The sequence below is a fragment of the Niallia sp. FSL W8-0951 genome (assembly GCF_038006525.1).
GTDB lineage: Bacteria > Bacillota > Bacilli > Bacillales > Cytobacillaceae > Niallia > Niallia circulans.
Genome location: NZ_JBBOVK010000001.1, coordinates 1097428 through 1115629, shown reverse-complemented (window position 1 = coordinate 1115629; position 18202 = coordinate 1097428). Strand labels below are relative to the sequence as shown.

Annotated in this window: 21 protein-coding genes and 2 pseudogenes; 6 read left to right on the top strand and 17 right to left on the bottom strand. The window is 31.9% G+C overall.

The annotated features are described in order from the left end of the window. Nucleotides 1–187 precede the first annotated feature (187 nt). Nucleotides 188–697, bottom strand: a complete 510-nt coding sequence (locus NSS71_RS05215) for a GNAT family N-acetyltransferase (RefSeq protein ID WP_341151347.1) — start codon at nucleotides 695–697, stop codon at nucleotides 188–190. Nucleotides 698–903: 206 nt separating this feature from the next. Next, nucleotides 904–1746 carry a nucleotidyltransferase gene (locus NSS71_RS05210; RefSeq protein ID WP_341151346.1) on the bottom strand — a complete coding sequence of 281 codons (843 nt, stop codon included), beginning with the start codon at nucleotides 1744–1746 and terminating at the stop codon, nucleotides 904–906. A gap of 97 nt (nucleotides 1747–1843) precedes the next feature. Here NSS71_RS05210 and NSS71_RS05205 point away from each other — a divergent pair, with 97 nt between their 5' ends. The 3 genes from NSS71_RS05205 (at nucleotide 1844) to NSS71_RS05195 (ending at nucleotide 3931) form a co-directional block, all read left to right on the top strand. Continuing rightward, on the top strand, nucleotides 1844–2695 hold the full coding sequence (locus NSS71_RS05205; protein WP_341151345.1) for a sugar nucleotide-binding protein: 852 nt from the start codon (nucleotides 1844–1846) through the stop codon (nucleotides 2693–2695). Between the two features lie 112 nt (nucleotides 2696–2807). After that, complete coding sequence (locus NSS71_RS05200; RefSeq protein WP_095321426.1) at nucleotides 2808–3215, top strand: hypothetical protein; 408 nt, start codon at nucleotides 2808–2810, stop codon at nucleotides 3213–3215. Between the two features lie 320 nt (nucleotides 3216–3535). Continuing rightward, complete coding sequence (locus tag NSS71_RS05195) at nucleotides 3536–3931, top strand: DUF3888 domain-containing protein (RefSeq protein WP_341151344.1); 396 nt, start codon at nucleotides 3536–3538, stop codon at nucleotides 3929–3931. 7 nt (nucleotides 3932–3938) lie between these two features. Here the strand turns inward: NSS71_RS05195 and NSS71_RS25655 are convergent, their stop codons facing one another. The 3 genes from NSS71_RS25655 to NSS71_RS05180 form a co-directional block, all read right to left on the bottom strand. Then, nucleotides 3939–4073, bottom strand: a complete 135-nt coding sequence (locus NSS71_RS25655; RefSeq protein WP_445668941.1) for a hypothetical protein — start codon at nucleotides 4071–4073, stop codon at nucleotides 3939–3941. A 703-nt stretch (nucleotides 4074–4776) separates the two neighbouring features. Continuing rightward, the gene (locus tag NSS71_RS05185; RefSeq protein ID WP_341151342.1) at nucleotides 4777–5268 is read right to left on the bottom strand and encodes a DinB family protein; all 492 of its coding nucleotides are present in this window, start codon (nucleotides 5266–5268) and stop codon (nucleotides 4777–4779) included. 133 nt (nucleotides 5269–5401) lie between these two features. Next, nucleotides 5402–6142, bottom strand: a complete 741-nt coding sequence (locus NSS71_RS05180; protein ID WP_095257406.1) for an SDR family NAD(P)-dependent oxidoreductase — start codon at nucleotides 6140–6142, stop codon at nucleotides 5402–5404. Nucleotides 6143–6268: 126 nt separating this feature from the next. Here NSS71_RS05180 and NSS71_RS05175 point away from each other — a divergent pair. After that, a pseudogene (locus NSS71_RS05175) lies at nucleotides 6269–7122 on the top strand (LysR family transcriptional regulator). A 169-nt stretch (nucleotides 7123–7291) separates the two neighbouring features. Here NSS71_RS05175 and NSS71_RS05170 read toward each other — a convergent pair. The 7 genes and pseudogenes from NSS71_RS05170 to NSS71_RS05140 form a co-directional block, all read right to left on the bottom strand. Continuing rightward, nucleotides 7292–8386 (bottom strand): hypothetical protein, encoded by a 1095-nt coding sequence (locus NSS71_RS05170; RefSeq protein WP_047944957.1) that lies wholly within the window; start codon nucleotides 8384–8386, stop codon nucleotides 7292–7294. Nucleotides 8387–8471: 85 nt separating this feature from the next. Next, nucleotides 8472–9317 (bottom strand): C39 family peptidase, encoded by an 846-nt coding sequence (locus NSS71_RS05165; protein ID WP_095321423.1) that lies wholly within the window; start codon nucleotides 9315–9317, stop codon nucleotides 8472–8474. Between the two features lie 311 nt (nucleotides 9318–9628). Next, nucleotides 9629–10747: pseudogene (locus NSS71_RS05160) on the bottom strand (IS3 family transposase). Between the two features lie 183 nt (nucleotides 10748–10930). After that, nucleotides 10931–11416, bottom strand: coding sequence for a tetratricopeptide repeat protein (locus tag NSS71_RS05155; RefSeq protein WP_047940260.1), 486 nt, complete (start codon nucleotides 11414–11416; stop codon nucleotides 10931–10933). Between the two features lie 499 nt (nucleotides 11417–11915). Further along, on the bottom strand, nucleotides 11916–12389 hold the full coding sequence (locus NSS71_RS05150) for a DinB family protein (protein ID WP_047940259.1): 474 nt from the start codon (nucleotides 12387–12389) through the stop codon (nucleotides 11916–11918). A 192-nt stretch (nucleotides 12390–12581) separates the two neighbouring features. Beyond that, entirely contained in the window at nucleotides 12582–13175 is a 594-nt protein-coding gene (locus NSS71_RS05145) for a dienelactone hydrolase family protein (RefSeq protein WP_047940258.1), read from the bottom strand. Between the two features lie 160 nt (nucleotides 13176–13335). Next, a complete protein-coding gene (locus NSS71_RS05140) occupies nucleotides 13336–13623 on the bottom strand; it encodes a hypothetical protein (protein ID WP_047940257.1) in 288 nt (95 codons plus the stop codon). An 859-nt stretch (nucleotides 13624–14482) separates the two neighbouring features. On the opposite strand from NSS71_RS05140, the gene NSS71_RS05135 reads away from it, so the two are divergent. Both NSS71_RS05135 and NSS71_RS05130 read left to right on the top strand, forming a co-directional pair. Continuing rightward, nucleotides 14483–14977 (top strand): GNAT family N-acetyltransferase, encoded by a 495-nt coding sequence (locus tag NSS71_RS05135; protein WP_053215554.1) that lies wholly within the window; start codon nucleotides 14483–14485, stop codon nucleotides 14975–14977. A gap of 272 nt (nucleotides 14978–15249) precedes the next feature. Beyond that, entirely contained in the window at nucleotides 15250–15462 is a 213-nt protein-coding gene (locus tag NSS71_RS05130; RefSeq protein WP_047940256.1) for a hypothetical protein, read from the top strand. Nucleotides 15463–15479: 17 nt separating this feature from the next. Here the strand turns inward: NSS71_RS05130 and NSS71_RS05125 are convergent, their stop codons facing one another. From NSS71_RS05125 to NSS71_RS05105, 5 genes are all read right to left on the bottom strand, one after another. After that, nucleotides 15480–15917 (bottom strand): hypothetical protein, encoded by a 438-nt coding sequence (locus NSS71_RS05125; RefSeq protein WP_047940255.1) that lies wholly within the window; start codon nucleotides 15915–15917, stop codon nucleotides 15480–15482. Nucleotides 15918–15938: 21 nt separating this feature from the next. Further along, nucleotides 15939–16517: a TetR/AcrR family transcriptional regulator gene (locus NSS71_RS05120; protein WP_047940254.1), complete on the bottom strand. Its 579-nt coding sequence runs from the start codon at nucleotides 16515–16517 to the stop codon at nucleotides 15939–15941. 13 nt (nucleotides 16518–16530) lie between these two features. After that, nucleotides 16531–16842 carry a DMT family transporter gene (locus NSS71_RS05115; RefSeq protein WP_047940253.1) on the bottom strand — a complete coding sequence of 104 codons (312 nt, stop codon included), beginning with the start codon at nucleotides 16840–16842 and terminating at the stop codon, nucleotides 16531–16533. A 7-nt stretch (nucleotides 16843–16849) separates the two neighbouring features. Then, nucleotides 16850–17188 (bottom strand): DMT family transporter, encoded by a 339-nt coding sequence (locus NSS71_RS05110; RefSeq protein ID WP_061800467.1) that lies wholly within the window; start codon nucleotides 17186–17188, stop codon nucleotides 16850–16852. Between the two features lie 790 nt (nucleotides 17189–17978). Then, the gene (locus NSS71_RS05105; protein WP_095321417.1) at nucleotides 17979–18188 is read right to left on the bottom strand and encodes a hypothetical protein; all 210 of its coding nucleotides are present in this window, start codon (nucleotides 18186–18188) and stop codon (nucleotides 17979–17981) included. Between the last annotated feature and the right edge of the window lie 14 nt (nucleotides 18189–18202).

Genomic DNA, 18202 nt, shown 5'->3' with positions numbered 1-18202 from the left:
TTGTTAATTCTATATTATTGCCGTGATTATCATTTATTTAAAAATTCCCATGGTTCATTTATTAGCATTATTCGATCATTGTTTCCATTTAAAAGAATTCAAAAGACCACCTAAGAAATCAAATTAGATGGTCTACTTAAATACATATGGAAAAATGTGTACATTTATAGTTAATTACTTTCTGCTTTTAAATTACTCGACAATATCGCAAGGAAATGTAACTCTCTCCTTCTACATTGCCGTATGTATCTTGTTCTTTCTTAAAAATAAATCCTTTCGCTTCATAGAATGGGATTCCTTTTTGATTACCTTTCGCTACTGACACCCATTGCTCACTTGCTGCGAACTCTTCCTTCTGCTGTTTTGTGAGAACATCTAATAATTTTGTACCAATGCCTTCATTCCGTCTATCCGGATTGATGTATAAAACAAACACTTCGCCAGCGGTATCATTTATCATGCCACCACCGATGGCACCGACTACTTCATCATTATCAATGGCAACAAAATAGCCTCCCCATTCTCTACTTGTTTCCGTAACTTCCTTGTGAATTCTTTCCCGATTATAAAACGTTGAAATAATTCTAGTAATATATTCTTTTGAACAGAGATCTTCATATGTTGCCCAGTAGCCATCCCTGCAAACCTTCGCAATTCCTTCTACATCTTTCGGTTCCGCTTTTCTAACTTCAATCACAATCTCACCCCCTGTTATTTATATTATGTAACACCCATTAACACAAAGGTCGGGAAATTGTATTTTCTATCCATCTGGATCTGCCTCAACAACTTCACATTCACGATTAATAGGTCCTTGGACAATTCTACAGTCTTCTTTCTTAATGGCACTCACAGAAAGTTCTATAGTATCAACCTGTAACTAAATGATTTTCCTCTATTACTTTATATTTTCATATTTCTTTCCATATTAGGATTATAAACTTGCAGCCATTTTTCCGTGATACTTATCATCCATTCTCCTATGTCATTTAAAAAATTTATAATAACTTCTGAATTACTTATTGGATTAACAGCATACTCCAGTGCTTGTTTCATTTCGGATTCTTTGCTTGGAAAATGTTCAGAAAATAGTTTATATGCCGGGTACAGATCCCTTGTGTATTTGTTTTCTTCCACTAGAACCAGTGCTAGTCCTGCCCTAACAATGATTTTCATTATCCATCTGCAGCAATCCAATACATCTTCAACATCTTCGTTCCCAGTAAGTTCTTCTTTTGCTTGTTGAATTTGACTTCTTAAATTCACAAGATGTTCATTGGCAAGTGTTTTGTCTGCTTTATAGTTAGGTAAAAAAACACTTATATCTTTTCCGTAAACACAAATGCTATGAGTTTTTATCATAAACGGGATTATTGAAAAGTTAGTAGTCTCTAAAATATTTTCAATAAAATAGAAACTAAGTTCAACACCATCAACTTCTTTAAAGTTTTCATTTAAAGCTTGTTCTGCCTTATCCACCCAATTTAAGTCAATGGCATCAATATTTTTATTGGTAATAGCTATCGTATCCAAATCTGATACATTATCTATTCCTAATCCGCGAGGAATAGAACCCCTAATATACACACTATGTAAATGTTCTCCTAAATAAGATTGATATGTTTCTATTACCGCATCTATAATATATTTAAATTCAGGTTTTATGGCATTTATACTCGAATCATTTATGATATGGCCTCTTGAATCTGTCCGACAAAAATGCCCAATATTTTTAATTTCTATCAATAATCTCTCCTTTAAAAGAATTTCATGATTCTTCCAATTAAATTATGATACTATTATATTAACAGATTTTTCTAAACTCAGACTAGGAGTATTGCTTATGAAAATTATCATATTAGGGTCAACTGGATTTTTAGGATTTTCCTTATTTGCACTTGCCTCATCCATCTCTGATTTTTCTGTTTACGGAACTTCCCGTTTTCCAAATGCCCATTCACATATTTTACAACTGGACATAAATAACAAACATCAAGTAACACAACTAATGAACCATATTGATCCTGATGTTGTTATTTGGTCTTTGATGGATGGAGAAAATGAAAAGCAGCTTATTGAAATTGGCCTCAACAATATATTAACTGCCATTCCCCCAAAAACAAAATTAATATATTTGTCAACAGATGCTGTTTTTGTCGACGGCAAAGGTAACTATTCTGAAACCGATCTACCAGGATTTTTACCTAGCGAGGCACCGTTATCTACATATATAAATGCCAAACACATAGGGGAAGAATTGCTCCTTACAAATCATACAAACCATATAATTATTCGTACAGGTCCTATTTATGGAAAAAATGCTAATCAAGATATTGAAGCCAGAACAAAACGTCTCATTCATAAAATTAAAAAGTATGGATATGCGAATACCCCTGCCAACACGTTCAAAACGTTTGTTCATATTGATGATTTATCAAAAGCAATAATCGAAATCATCAATATGAATTTAACAGGCGTTTTACACGTTGGTCCAATACAGAAGGAAAGCTATTATTCTTTTTATGTCAAAAGATTATCGCAAATTGGATTTGCAACTACCAATCTTCTGCCCTTTTCTATTAAAAAGTACGAAAAAGCTTTTCATGCTTTTGATACTTCTTTAAATACCCAAAAAGCCGCTAGCTTACTGAAAACATACTTTCGCAATGTTGAGGAGCAAAGCGGTATAGAATAGAAAGGAAGACAAATTAAAAAATAAACTTTTTAAAAATTATTAGATAAACTGTCATTTATTTTTTATAGAATAAAGTCCAACAATTTCTAGAAAATAATGGAGGTTTTATAAAATGAAATTTTTCTTAAAGTTACATGTTATTAGTATGCTATATGCTCTTATATTTTTTGTTCCGATCGAACTAATGTTAAATGTTTATAGGATTAACAGACTGACAAATTGGGAATTTGGAACGATAAATATGTTAACTGGTACAGCCATTATTGTTGAATTTGTTGTCGGTACAATACTAATCATTCTTTTAACGAAAAAGTGGTTGGATGGGCGAAAGGCAAGTTTTTGGACTATCCTTCTTTGGCTGCCATATCTTGTACTTTTGGTTTATCTATTTGCTGTTTTATTTCCAATGACTCATCGTGAAGATGAGCCTAACCCAGTTACTGGTCTTTTAGCAATAGGAGGATTGATGATTTATCCTTTTTATATATTAATACTTAATTTTTCACTTTATAAAAGGTGAAAACAACAATTAGGACTCTTTAGTTCAAAATGCACCATTGTATTTCAACAAAGCGTATAAATGAAAAAATAGCAATTATTCATTTAAGTCAATGGTTGTTCAAAATAAGCGATTTCCTTGAGCATTTTCTCTCTATAGGAGAAAAAGAAGCGTTATTTTTATAAGAGTTTTATGCCTATAAGAAGCTTCCCCTTTATATGAAAATTACCTCAGCTCGATAGAATTGGGTAATACAGCTCTCCCTCTTTTTCTAACCGTATATTTCCTAAATAATAACAAAAGCTAATCATAATACAACATTCTGAGGAGCGATTTTTATTATGAGAACCCCTTTTTTATTATTACTTCTTTTCATATCTTTACATCCTGTTGCAGCTGTAACCACCGTATCAGAAGGCATACCTCAAAAGGAAAAACCTGCATCAACAGAGTCTGCCTTTTTAAGATTTCTCGGTCCAACCATACTTGAAATCATGGAGAAACATGGTGATAACCAGCTTTATATGAATGAACAAATAGAATCGATTACTTTTAACGAACAAGAAGATTCGTATGATGTAACATTACATGTAGTTGGGTTTGAAGGAGCACATAATCCCCCTTATAATTTCATTCAAATGGTCATTCGTATTCCAGGGAGGAAAAATAAAACTGGTTATTATGATGTCATTTCCTATAAGAAGCATTTGGTTGACAATGTAGATTACAAAAAATAATTATAGATTAGCCATTCTCCCTATTCCTTATCTTTATTTTGATAATAAACTTCCAGTAGTTTTTTACTGGAATATTATCAATCATCATACCTGTTAGGTGGCTATCCGTAATTTGAAGGTGACTAAAGTTACTATTACTTATCTTAGTCCCTTGTAGATTACATCTTTCAAACGAGACTGGTTCTTTATTATCTCCCAGATTTGTATCTATAAAACGAACTACCCCTTATGTAACTAATCTTAATTTCCGATAAGAGAGGTTTAAACCAGCATAGAGCGAATGTTGAAAATTAATGTTTTGGAATCTTGAATAGCTATAGTTACAGTTGATTATTTGTGCATTCATTAGATTACTATTACTATATGAACTACCTCCCAAATTCACCTGATAAAACTCATTTTTACCCCTATCACAATCCCCATATTGCCTATTCGAAATATCTTTATTTTTTATTATATTTCCTCTATCCAATGAACTTTCTTTTCTCTTTATGTAAAAATATTCATCCTCTGTTTCAAGGTTCGCTTTGTAACCCATTTTTTAATAAAAAAATGATTATTTATTTGTCTGCTAGAAATTTTAAGGTCCCAAATTCGGACTCTAGGAAATTCTTCCTCTCTTAATTCTAAAACGCTTGAACCCGATTTTTTTCCTCTGAAAATTCTGATAGGGTTATTAATTTATAGCAGCTACTTTATCTCATATTACCTGAAATGTATTAAAGTAGTCTATCTCCGTTCAGAAAATTCTGTTAAGGTTAAATGAAATGTTCTCACTCTTTACAAAAAGACGCCTTCTTACCAAGGTAAGTTCTCTATAGCGCTCCAAAAATATTAGTTGTTTTTTAATCCCTTATAATATTAGTTTTCCAACTTTTTTGCAGCTTCCGAATGTAAACAATTTGTCCAATGTGGTAGGCGTTATGAGTGGACAAATTTCCTAGCACTTGCCACCACTTTGCCTTCTCCGAGAAACCAATTACATCATTATCTACCTTTTCTTGCGTCAATAGGTCTTGCCATTGAAGCAGAACAGCTAAGAGGGACTTTTTTAAGTCAGCAAACGTTTTATTTTCTGGAATAATAAAGCTTTCATTATTATCATTTATGGAAGCAACAGCATTTACATAAGATTCTTTGTATCTCGTTTGCCAAGTTTCATTCCAGTAAAGAAGATGTTGGACAATTTCTGCGATACTGTTGCTGTCATCATTGGGTTTCCAAAACGCTTCTTCCTCTGTTAAATTTACAACTGATTCCGAAAACGGTATGTACCAGCTAGGATCGTTCGCATTTGCTAACAATTGATCTTCCAAAACGTCTTTAGCAAGAGACATAACCAATCACACTCCTTCTTATTATAAATATTCTATTTCGACGACCTTCTGAAAACTCCTGTATTATTACATTATTATATATTTTTTTCCTCCTTAACTGCAGAAGACAAATAGCTATTACTAATCCACTAATTTAGAGAGTTTGACCATTATCTATAGTAAATACTTGCCCGGTTATAGATTTTTGAGTTAGTTGAAAAACTATCGCTTCAGCTATATCATCTGGTGTGGAAATCCTTTGAAGTGGTAATTTACCTGCAAGTTGATACATCTTCTCTTCATTACCAGCCCACCACCTTGTTTCAACAGCACCAGGAGAAATGCTATTAACTCTTATTGAAGGTGCCAATGCGATAGCCAATGACTTTGTCATCGTATGTATAGCAGATTTTGTTGCTGCATATGGGATAGACGAACCTATCCCAGTCATTCCTGCTACACTCCCCATATTTACAATTGCTCCAGAATGTTGTTTTTTCATATAAGGAACAACCGCTTTTATGCAATAGAACATGCCCTTCACATTAACACTGAAAAGAGAATCCCATATATCATCTGTTACTGCATCTAAGTCATCCATAGCTATTTGGGCTGTGATACTCGCATTATTTACTAATCCATCTATAGATCCAAAAGTTTGAACAGTTTGGGATACTAATTCCTTTACTTCCTTTTCGTTTGCTACATTTGCTTTATAAGCAATAGCTATCCCGCCATTTTGTTTTATTTCATTAACAACTTTATGAGCTTCCTTTTCAGATTGATTGTAATTTATCACTACTTTTGCACCTTCAGCAGCTAGTTTTATAGCTGCAGCTCTTCCTACTCCAGTTCCAGCCCCAGTAATGATTACTACTTTATTCATTAATTCCATTTCCGTATCATCCTTACTTATTTTTATTTGTACTATTACATTATGCTTTAATTAAAATGAGGAGTACAATACAGAATATTGAATTAGGTATCATTTTAAATGATATCAGAGAGAAGGGCGAAACTATTGGAAAGTCATGAATTAAAGATTTTCAAACACGTTGCTGAATTGCAATCAGTATCTAAAGCAGCCGAAAAATTAGGATATGTACAACCAAACGTTAGTCAACGAATAAAAAATTTAGAAAATGAACTAGGCGTGCGACTATTTATGCGAAATAATCGGGGAGTAACATTGACTGAAGAAGGGAAAAAATTATTAGATTATACAAATAAAATACTACAATTGATAGACGAAGCTAAGACAGCTATTAATCCTAATAAGTGGAGAGAACCATTAAAAATAGGAGCTTCTCAAACAATTTCTGCCGTTAAGATTCCTTCCTTACTTTCTGCATTTTTAAAAGAATCTAATAATCTAGATGTGAAAGTAAGAACAAGTAATAATTTGATGTTAGAAGAAATGCTTTTCTATGGTGAAGTGGATGGTATATTTGTAAATAGCAGTAAAAATACATCTGATTGCGAGATTGTTTATAGTTACTTAGAGAAAATTATACTAATTTCCCCTATACCTAACCCAATTCTTATTAATTCAAATCAGACGTTGATAGTTAATAGTGATAAAAATTGCATATATAGAAAACACTTATTAGAGTGGTCCAAAGAAAGCAATTTTCATAGTTCTAACATCATTGAGTTTGATTCTCTTGAATCTATTATTCAAGCAGTTCATGATGGATTGGGTATCAGCATAATACCTGCAGACATTGCAAAAACTCGAAAAGGTACCGAGGAAATCATATTCACAGAATTACCTAAAAGATAAAAATAGACTTTTTAATCAAAAAGAAAAAGCAACACTCACCAGGTTTAAAAAAATTCATTCGCTTTTTGCGAGAAAATAATGAACTAAAATAAAATAGATTATTTTAGGTGGTTTATTGATTTATCGAACTAATTCTTAGATGCTGCTACTTTTAACTTCTAAAGTGTATATTCTGGCCGGATAATATATTACAACTCCAGTTTTTATCCTCGCTCAGATTATAAAACTGCTAGAAACAGGTAAATCTAGCAGAAATACAATTTATTCCGGTAACTTAGATGTTATAATTAGTTTCTCATCTTTATTTTTCGTCTCTATTTTCATTAAATAAACTCCATTATTAGCCGTCATATCAAAAATATCATTATCTTCAATTTCCCCAATTTTTTTTATATTCCCATTATCAATTTGATATTTTTGGAAATGGTTACTAACACCAGTACCAACAAAAACATGATTGCTACCATCCACTCGTAGTCCATTAACTTCCATATACTTACTTGAGAATTCGTTTGCCTTTTTCGTTTGTGTATCGAAAAGAACCAATTTATTGTCTGCAAAAGACTCAGTAAAGAAAGCTAAGTAAACAATTTGGTGATCATTTAATAATTCTCCCCAGCCAATCTTCTTATGAGGACTTTGGAATTCTTCTAACTTGTGCGTTGAAATATTATATAAATAACAGTAGCTTTTTCCTTCCCTTATATCTGTGAAAAGGATTTTTCCATCTTGAACGGATAAAAATGCATTATCAAGAGTATGTGTTTTTAGATTAAAAACAGTTTTATTACGATGTGTCTTTAAATCTCTTATCATAACATAAGATTGATTTTTATTTTGATCAAAATATATCCATGCTAGATAATTATCAGCTAACACAGGAAATTCATTTTTGATCGACTTATCGTTTTCCTTTGTGATCGGCTCAATTTCCCTTGTTTTTGTATTCATGATATATATGTTTTTCTGATCCCCAAAATCATCACTGTCTACCCATGTAACCCATTTATCATTAGCTTTTAGCCCTTGAATAGAAGAACTATCGAATTTTGTTGTGAATAGTGTTTCAACTTTATTAGTTTTTCTGTTGTATTGGATGATTTTATTAGCCATTCCTGAAGGGCTGTTATCAGCTGCACTCATATAAACATTGTCTTTGTAAGCAGCATAGGATGATATTTCTTTATAGGGTAAATTCACATTCACATCAAAATCTTTATCATAAATCTGAGTCTTTTCCGATGATTTAGAATTTGTTGCTGATGACTTTTTTGTTTGAAGTAAATGATTACCATAAAATACGATAAATATAAGTACTAGTATAGTTATTAATATAAATGTATTTTTTCTCGTCATTACGCCCCTCCTTCTTCAATATACAAATTTTTGATTAAAATATAATACGAAAGGTTGTAAGATTCTCACAACCTTTAATGTAGTATTACCAAACCATAACGGGGTTAGAACCGTTTGTCTCTTTGTCAGCTTCATATACTGCTCGAGCTACCCCTTTTTTTGAAACTGTTGTCTTTAATTTTGACCAATATGTTCCCCCTTTTGTAAATTCAGTGTGATGATTTGGATCAACTAAACGAAATTCATCTGCATTTTTATCATACCCGCTTACTGTAACATAGTGCCTATATTTTGTCCCTCTATATTGTTCTATAAAATCAGTTCTCGTTAATAGAATTGGTGCAGTTTTCTTATTCCGTAATGTTGTCTTTACCCGAGTTTCTAATTTTACTGCTGGCTTTGAATATTTAGCGATATTCCCAACAATATAGGGGTTTCCACTAAATTTATACACATATTTATATTTATTAAGACCATCAGCTAAAAAAGTAGATTTTGTACCACCACCGTTGGGGAGAGTACCTATTGTGTTTCCGAAATGCTTTTGACTCGGAAGTTTTTCAGAACTACCACTTTTCAATTTATGAAAACTTAGAGATTGTCTACCAGCAGCTACTCCGCAAAAGTTACTATACTGCTGCTTATTATATTTAACAGAAATCGTGTAATGCTCATTGGTTTTAGCAGCTACCTTCGACATAGCTTGTTTCTTTTGAAAGGCCTGTTCTTCTCTTTCAGTTTGTTTATCTCTTTTCTCTTCCAGAGAGTTATAATACTCTTCATTTTGAATATAATTTGGATCATTTAATGCGGCACCCGTACTAATATCATCATTCGCTTTGGATTCAGTTTCAGCAAATACAGAAATTGGTATTATCAAAGCAGTACTTATAATTGTTACTAAAACTAATTTTATTAATTTTTTATTCATATTATCTTCTCCTCATAAATTTTATTGTTAAATATATCCTAATAATACCATAATATAGAATTCAGAGAAGAATTTTTTCCTTTTTATAGAAATAGCAAGTATTTTGTACCCTACAGAAATTTATTGAAGGAAATTTTATAATACTCGTATATTTGCTGAACCACACAAAAAACTTCGAATCTTTTAATCTCGAAGTTTTTAACTAACTATATTTCTCTAAACATTATTTTACTTTCCGTTTACTCTGATTCTTTCATCATATAAATAATTTCTTCAATTGAAAGTGTATCCAGTGGTATGTCAACACAAAACTAGACAACTTTTTTTAGGTGTTTCTGTTTATATTCAATAGGGCTTAAATAACCTAACGTTCCATGAATTCAATGTAATTAAACCAATTCACATAGTCGTATAATTCCCTTGATAATTCTTCTAAACTAGTAAAATGCCTTTCCTTAATAAACTCTGTTTTGATAATTTTAAATGTTTCTTCTGCCACTGCATTATCATAAGGACAGCCTTTCATGCTTAATGATTGCTTTATATCGAAAGTCTCTAAAGCTTCATCTATTAGCTTATTTTTAAATTCATTTCCTTGATCCGTGTGGAAATATCGAATCTTTCTTAAATCCTTCTTAATGGAAGAAAAGGCGCGATATACGAGTGCTGCATCTTTGTTTGGACCGGTACTTTGTCCAATGATTTCTCGATTAAAGAGATCAACAAATACACATACGTATTGCTACTTTTTATCGACCCTTACGTATGTCAATCACTAACGACCACTGTCATTTCTTCTTCTTGATGAAAAGCACGATTTTATTCATTTTGTTGCTGGGATTCATTGCACTTCTTTGAATGTGGTTTGAATTGAGCCACAGTATAAGAGGAAACAAGCCCTTGTTCCCGCATAATGCGACCGATTCGGCGTCTAGAAACGATAAATCCTTGTTTTTTTCATTCCACTTTTATCTTACGTGTGCCGTAGTTCTGCCGGCTTAAGCAAAAGATTTCGATGATTTTTGAGGTTATATCATCCTCTGACGCTCTTTCTTTGGCTTCATAATAATAGGTGTTTCTTGAAAGCTGTAGGACTTTACACATTGCTGATATCGAGTATTTGTGTTGGTTATTCTTAATTACATTTACTTTCGTCCTAGTATCAGCCCTGCCTGCTTTAAAATGGCATTCTCCATTTCAAGTTGCTTGTTTCTTTTCCGAAGTTCCTGAAGTTCCTTTTGTTCGGGTGTTATATTATCCTTTTCTTGAAAGGAACCGGTAGTTTGATGCTGATTAATCCACTTATCTAAGGAAGATGGGGTTAACTCATATTCCCGAATGATATCCTTTCTTGGTTTTCCGTTCAGATATAGTTGCACCATTTGTTGTTTGAATTCTGCAGTAAATGTTCTACGTGCTCTTTGGTAGATTCTCCCCTTATTGTCTTATTGGTATTCTACTTGACCTTAAAATATCTGTCCAACTAAGTGTAGCCTATCCATCCATTATTCAATTATAAAAAAGTCTTTTATTAGCTAAACTGTCCCTTTTGTAATATAGAGCATCCACTCCTTATTTGAGGAAAGGACGCAAAACTTAGATGAATATATAAATTACTTCCAAGTTTCATCTAATTTATCTGAATAGAAATTTATAGCTCTTTTATAACTCAGTAATTCAGTGTCATTTGTCGTATTAATTAAACACTTTAGTATCAGCTCCATCGCTTTACTATGTTCTTTTAAATTGTATAAGGTCATGGAATAAAATACTTGAATTGCATGATTATCTGGGAATAATTCCATTCCTTTTAGGAATACGTCTTTTGAATTTTCATATTCTCCTAAAGCTCTATATGTACTCCCTAATCCCAATATTGCACCTTCCATATCCTTAGAAGGTAATCCTATTTTTATAGCATTTTCGTAATATGGCACTGCCTTTTCTTCTTCTCCCAATATATCAAAGCTCCAGGCGTACTGATAATTATATATAGCATCCTCTGGGAAATCCCTTACCAATTTACTAAGCACTTCGTTAGATTCTTTAAAATTACCATTCTTCCGTAGATCTAAAGCTTTATTAAGTTTGATATTCATCACATATATCTCCAATTCTTTTCCTCTACGTCTTTTATCCTAACGCAGTTCTATTAGTAATTCTATTTGAATCATTAAATTCCTTCCTTCGCTACACCATTTGTTCTATGAAGAAAAATAAACTAAAATGGAGTATTCAACAAGAAAAATCATTCTAAGGAGTACTTGAAATGGCCTTTATTGAAAGAGAAAAATGGATATTGCTTGATGGTAATTCTAGTATTAAGAGAACTAGGTCTCAAAAAGGTCCACTTCCCACCTATAGGAAGGATTAATGAGAAGAAATATTGATTTAATTTATGTGGGTTAGGAGAATGTACTACGGATGTGTTTAGACATGGAAAAGGAAAAAATATCATTACATTCGTTTATGATATAGAAAATCTACTAAAATTGGGAAAATAGAACTTTTTCATGATGGAATGTTATTTATATTTAACTAAACAAAATTTCAAGTTAAATACAACAGATAATTTTAGCTTGCATAGAAACTTTTGCACTAATAATCATGTAGTTTAAGAGCAGATTTTATTTGTTTAAAATGATGTAGATCGTGTTCCATTAATCCTTTTAAGTACTCATAAAGTGTTAGTTTAGATTGATTAATCTGTAATTCAATTAACCAATTATCATCAGATATGTTGCTTAACTGATTAATTAACTCGTATCGAATATGTATGCATTTTTTAAAGGTACTCTCTATATCTTCGGTTCTAGCAATTAATGCAGATTGAGAGTTTAAATCATCAGCTTTAGAACCTTTTGGCAAATCTTTAGCTGATAATAAATATGGAATTCTGTATTGAAAAACAAATTCATCCCAAGCATAAAAGTGGCCTATGATTTCTATGACAGACCATTTTCCTTCTCCAATTGGTTTTCTAAGCAGATTTTCATTAAAATTTTCTAATTTTTGTATAAATCCTATAAATTTCTGTTGATGCTCTAAAATTTCTAATTTCTGTTTTAGCAATTGTACCACCCCATATATTTATTCGCATTTATTTGCGAGAACCTCGAATAAATATTTCAAAGTCCCAAAATCTTCTTTTGGTAACATTTCATAAAAGAATGCTATTTAAAAATAAGGCTCGATTATTGAATAACCGATAAAAATCCTTCATGAACTTGCCCCTTTAGATGAATATCAACATTGTTTAATAAATCAATGTTTCTTTAAGAAGTTTAGCATTTCATTGAAAGCTTGTTGGGATGATTTCTCATTAAATTTTATAGAGTATGGGTCGCTAAATCCGTGATGTCCAATATATTTATGTACTTCTATATTCTTTTTATCTAAATTTAAAATTAACTCATCCACATTAAATGATTGCTCCTCTTGAGGAAAGAATAAAATTATAGGACATAGTGGTACTATTTTCGTGAAATTCCTTATTCTCGAACCATAGTATCCCACAACCCCATCAAGACAATCTTCCTCGCTGCACAACCAAGCAATCGTTGCCCCTACACTAAATCCAATAATATATATTTTTTGATATTTATTTTTAACACCTGCTAATAAATTCTTTATTTTATCTGCAGCATCGGAGAATCCTACAGTCTCCATAAAATTGTGATAGGCAACTTTCTCCTCAGAATAATCAAATGGTTGTTCTCGTTCTAATAAGTTTGGGCAGATTACATCAAAATCCTGTTTTGATAATATATCACAAAAATTCTTTATATGTTGATTAATGCCATAGATTTCATGTATGACAATAATTAAATTATCTGATTTTCTCAGTATTTGAAGCATTTTTATTTCTCCTCAAAGGTAATCTTCAATTATATAACCAATAGAGATTAAATCATTTCTTATTCAACTATCCTCCCTCAATAAACAAACACTTATCTCTTAATACGCAGCTATTCTCACTAATACTATATAACTTATTTAGCCTGATAAATTGGGGTTATTAAGGTTCTCGGAAACCATACAGAGCAACAAATGTTACAAATAGACTAGTTAATATCATTGAAATACTAAAAAGAAATAATAAAATTCTATACTTATTCTTTTCTGCGAAAATAGCAAACAAGAAACCTATAATATTGTATAGATTTAGTAAAACAATAAAGGGATATCCCTTAGTTCCAAAAGATAAAGCGGTAAGAAGCTTTTCATCATTTTGTGACAACGAAATAAACAGAAGAAATCCTAATAATGTGGAAATTACAGACAAAATCGAAAAGAATTTTCTCATTTTCCTCCTCCAAATATTTCTCTTAATGACTAAAAGTAAATTTTTTACATAGGTTATATTTAGTATAACATACTGCCATTATTTCCAAAGACACTATGTTTGCTTCTATTTAATCTAACTCTGCGGTAAGTTCTTCTACCAGTGCTTTTTAATGAAAAAATGATTGAAAGTCTGAGTTTTATCTTTTGTTGTAAATATAATTAGCATATATGCCAGTAAGATATTCAAACTCAACAGTTAACTATCTCTATCCCTCACATAAGTCACGTCAAGTGGTCTTTCTTAAATTTGTTCAAAAGTTTTGATATGTTTTTCTAATAAACATTCATTGGTTCCATTTTTGATTTAAATTTATCAAAGGCTCTGTCATCTGTTGAAAAAATATCATTCTTCTTGCAGATATAAACAATTGCAAGGAGTGAATTAGCCAAATTGTAAATTTATCAGCCAAAACTAGGAGCTTATCAGCCAAACTTTAATTTTATCAGCCAAAGCTAGGGGCTTATCAGCCAAACTTCATTTTTTTCAGCCAAAACTAGGAGCTTATCAGCCAAACTTTAATTTTATCAGCCAAAACTGGGGGCTTATCAGCCAAACTTCATTTTTTTCAGCCAAAGTTAAGTGGGAATCAGCCAAACTTTAATTTTATCAGCCAAAACTAGGGGCTTATCAGCCAAACTTTGATTTTATCAGCCAAAAATGGGGGCTTATCAGCCAAACTACATATATCCTGAACTTATTTCTTCCACACCTCGTTATTACTATATAAATATCCTCACCTTTAGTTTCTACATAGTTTAAGAGAATGATCTATGTTACTATTTATTGGTAAACACCATTAAATGGAGATGAGGTAAGTATGATTACTGTTAGAGATATGAATAGATTAGATATAGATTCCATCCGGGAAATTGCTGCTGTCACTTGGAAAAATACATATAGTGAAATCATTCCAGAAGGAATACAAGCGAAAGTTTTAAATGATGCTTATTCAGATGGTGAAATGGATAAACGACTTAACTCTTCTTTAACGCTTGTTGCAGAAAGTAAGGATGAAATTACAGGATATGCATTTTTTTCAGGAGATTTATACAAGAAGGATATATACTTAGAGTCCCTCTATATCCATCCAAATTTCCAAGGGCAAGGAATCGGCAGACAATTATTGAACATAGGAGTTAATAAATTCTCTGATCCTTGGACTCTCTCGTTAACGGTTTATAAAGGAAATCCTAATATATCATTTTATGAAAAAGAAGGATTTAAGATTACCAAGGAAAATAATGGGGATTTCTACGGGCATCCAATGATTTTCACTGTAATGACAAAAGATTTAAAAAATCATTGTTCTTAATAAGAGTAGAGGAAGGTCTTTTAACTTGTTCTTTTGTTTTTGCTTTAGATGGTACAAAAAAGTTAAAATCAATGCTAAAACTACCAAAATAGTTATGAAAAATACGCTTACCTAAGCATAAAAGGGCTAATTTATAATAACTTTCTAAAAAATATGCAACATTTATATTAATTGGTAATAACCCTCGTTTTTGTTTGAATATATTGTAAATACATTACTGCGATAAGTGACTGGTGATTTTAAATGACTAAAAATGATGGTTGTCCCTGCTTATGGTAGGTATTTGTATTATATTATCCTTATTTCTCAACACCAAAAATGCAGGGATTTTCTTCTTGCTTTTCCTTATTTTATCTCTAACAGGCATTATCTTGGCTATTTTTTCAAAAAAATGGAGCAATATTATCCTTGGAGTGCTTCTAAATGGGGCAGCAAGTGTTTTTTTTACATTAGTAGCATTTGCAGTAGGATTTGGTGAGGCTTAAAACCTCCATTCCATTTTTCACTCCAATAGATAGCTTTCAATTAAAGCATCTTTTGGACTTACACTTTTGATAAAGGATATTTCCTGTTCCGTAACATTGGGAACAAAAATCTCTGTTCCCCAATGACTGGAATGTAATACCCTCGTTTTACCATTCATTAAATTTACAGTAAACCATTTTAACGCTCCAGCTTTATTTGAAATATATTGAGTGAAAGCAGCTGTGTTCTTCCCGTGGAAAATCGTTAATTTATCCTCTTGAATTATGTCCGTATCAAGATAAAATTGGGATTTAATTTCTTCTATTGTGGTTGTTTCTTCATTCCAACAATGAATTTCAATACTATCTGCTTTTTGTAAAAAGTACTTCATTATTTGGCGCCAATAACTATTTGGTTCTAAGGAGCTATTTTGTTCTGTATTTAATGGGAAATGCATGATAATGTTTTTTTGCAATAATTTCCCTTCCTTTCTTATTTAACTGGAAACACCCTTCCAAAAAACTTCCCATAAAGCTTCTAGCTTATCATCTACTCTTTTTTCCGAATTAAAATAAACTATTTCTACCATAATTGCCATGATGATTCCTGTAAATGCTAGGTTAAATGTGTTAGTATCTTTTACATAAATTTGGCTATGTTCGATCCATTTGCTGCTTTTTTGAGCAATTAGTTCTTCTTGAAATTGCTCTGCTTCAAAAACCTCTTTTTGGATGACATCATATAAATGTAAGGGTGGGAAAAATCCCATTCTTAGCCAAAACTTCAACATTTCATTCTCTTGGAACAATTCTTTTGTGTATAGTAAATATTCGTAAAGAAAAGTTTCAGGATTATGACTGTCTTCTTTTTCGAAATAATACGCTTTGCGTGTTATTTCTTCTGCTTTTGCTTCCCTTAGTACTTCAAGAAATAATTCATCTTTCCCTTTAAAATGAGAATAAATAGAGGCTTTCTTTATCCCAGCTTCCTCTGCAATTTCTGAAAGAGAAGCTCCTTCAAACCCATTTTGCAAAAAGAACTTAATTGCCGCTTTTTTTATTTCTTCTTTTTTCATCGGACTCTCTCCTTTACGAGATTAGTTTTAAACCAACAGCTGCAACAAGTATCATAGAAATAAATAAAATTCTTTTGCCATCCTTTGGTTCTCCATATACAAACATCCCTAATAGAGCAGAACCAACTGTACCAATTCCAGTCCATACGCCATATGCCGTTCCCATTGATATAGTTTTCATCGCATAGGATAACAACGCAAAGCTACACATAAATCCAATGACTAAATAAAGAAGTGCATCCCATTTTTTCATCGTTAACCGTTTAATATTAATAACGCCAATTATCTCACAACAACCTGCTGCAATTAAAGCTAACCATGCCATTTATTATTCAAGCCTCCTCCTGATTTGCTGCTTCATCTGTTACCATTTTCAAGCCAATTACCCCAATTAATAATACAAGCATCAAAATTATTTTTGCTATATTAATCGGTTCATTAAATAAAACTATTTCTGCGATCACTGTCCCTGCAGTTCCCAATCCTGTAAATACAGCGTAAACTGTTCCAATTGGCAAATATCTTGTCGTATATATCATTAGATAAAAACTAATGACAATTGCTATTATGGTTCCACTCCATTCCCAAAAACTTGATGCATGTTTTAAGCCAGAAACCCACGCAACCTCCACGATTCCAGCACTAAAAACCATCATCCAATATTTATTCAAATTAATTACCTCCCTTATACATAACTACCAACCGTTCGGTAGTTAATTTTGTCACACATTAGTCTCTACGTCAAGACAACACCTGAAAAAGTTTTCTCCAGTAAGGATTCAGTTGTAATTTGCTAAACTGTCAAATTGAATTAACATAAAAGGAAGATGGGTGTTAGATTATATTTCTTTTATAGTTTCATGTGGCAAGATCTATTTGTTAATCCAAACAAAAAAGAGAAATTATGTGTGCTAATTTCTCTTTCGGGGTTTTTCACTTAGTATTTCGGCATTATCTTATCCAATTCACTTACTAATAATTTTTTTCAATGCAGATAGTTCTTCATCATTTACTTTCAAATTCTCAGCATACATTTGCTCTCTAGGTGTCCACACCATACTGGGTGAGTTGGATTAGGTTCTTGTTCGCTGCTTGGGAAAATGTGCCAGTGAATGTGAGGATCGCCATTTCCTAAAAGCTCATAATTATATACTGCTTCTGATACTCTACTCATTTCGGCAAGAAACTTATCTTAAAATCACTATCCAACTCATTCTTATGTTCTTTACAAAGGAACAATATATCGGCCTAATCACCAATAACTATATAACCTGTTTCCATTTCTTTGACGAAATACTAATTGGTTCCTTTTTTAATCATTTCTATCCGGTTACCTATTAAACAACTTCCACTAAAGTACCTCCGTTTAATTACAAAAAAAATCATAATTGTTGATAGTAAACTTGATTTCTTTATCTCTAAGTTGATAATTGCTTTCTCTTCCAGTAAATATAATTATATTTAGCTACTTCGTTTTTTAATGGTATATAACAAGGTTCCTACCAACATTCCCAAAGATACTCCTGCTCCGTAGCTGCCTATTGCTATAAATACATGCCCTGCAATCATAGCAAATGTACCTAATAAGGAACCAGCTAATAATCCAAAAATCATTCCATATATTAAATAGTTTTCCAATTTGGGATGTTTATTCCCTTTGTTAGTAGGCATATTTGTCCCCTTTG

Bases quoted from the DNA above. Each gene is read 5' to 3' on its own strand.
- NSS71_RS05200 (WP_095321426.1), top strand. From the start codon at position 2,808: ATGAAATTTTTCTTAAAGTTACATGTTATTAGTATGCTATATGCTCTT.
- NSS71_RS05170 (WP_047944957.1), bottom strand. From the start codon at position 8,386: ATGACGAGAAAAAATACATTTATATTAATAACTATACTAGTACTTATA.
- NSS71_RS05120 (WP_047940254.1), bottom strand. From the start codon at position 16,517: ATGAAAAAAGAAGAAATAAAAAAAGCGGCAATTAAGTTCTTTTTGCAA.
- NSS71_RS05180 (WP_095257406.1), bottom strand. From the start codon at position 6,142: ATGGAATTAATGAATAAAGTAGTAATCATTACTGGGGCTGGAACTGGA.
- NSS71_RS05185 (WP_341151342.1), bottom strand. From the start codon at position 5,268: ATGTCTCTTGCTAAAGACGTTTTGGAAGATCAATTGTTAGCAAATGCG.
- NSS71_RS05165 (WP_095321423.1), bottom strand. From the start codon at position 9,317: ATGAATAAAAAATTAATAAAATTAGTTTTAGTAACAATTATAAGTACT.
- NSS71_RS05115 (WP_047940253.1), bottom strand. From the start codon at position 16,842: ATGGCATGGTTAGCTTTAATTGCAGCAGGTTGTTGTGAGATAATTGGC.
- NSS71_RS05135 (WP_053215554.1), top strand. From the start codon at position 14,483: ATGATTACTGTTAGAGATATGAATAGATTAGATATAGATTCCATCCGG.
- NSS71_RS05205 (WP_341151345.1), top strand. From the start codon at position 1,844: ATGAAAATTATCATATTAGGGTCAACTGGATTTTTAGGATTTTCCTTA.
- NSS71_RS05140 (WP_047940257.1), bottom strand. From the start codon at position 13,623: ATGAGAAAATTCTTTTCGATTTTGTCTGTAATTTCCACATTATTAGGA.
- NSS71_RS05105 (WP_095321417.1), bottom strand. From the start codon at position 18,188: ATGCCTACTAACAAAGGGAATAAACATCCCAAATTGGAAAACTATTTA.
- NSS71_RS05195 (WP_341151344.1), top strand. From the start codon at position 3,536: ATGAGAACCCCTTTTTTATTATTACTTCTTTTCATATCTTTACATCCT.
- NSS71_RS05130 (WP_047940256.1), top strand. From the start codon at position 15,250: ATGGTAGGTATTTGTATTATATTATCCTTATTTCTCAACACCAAAAAT.
- NSS71_RS05155 (WP_047940260.1), bottom strand. From the start codon at position 11,416: ATGAATATCAAACTTAATAAAGCTTTAGATCTACGGAAGAATGGTAAT.
- NSS71_RS05145 (WP_047940258.1), bottom strand. From the start codon at position 13,175: ATGCTTCAAATACTGAGAAAATCAGATAATTTAATTATTGTCATACAT.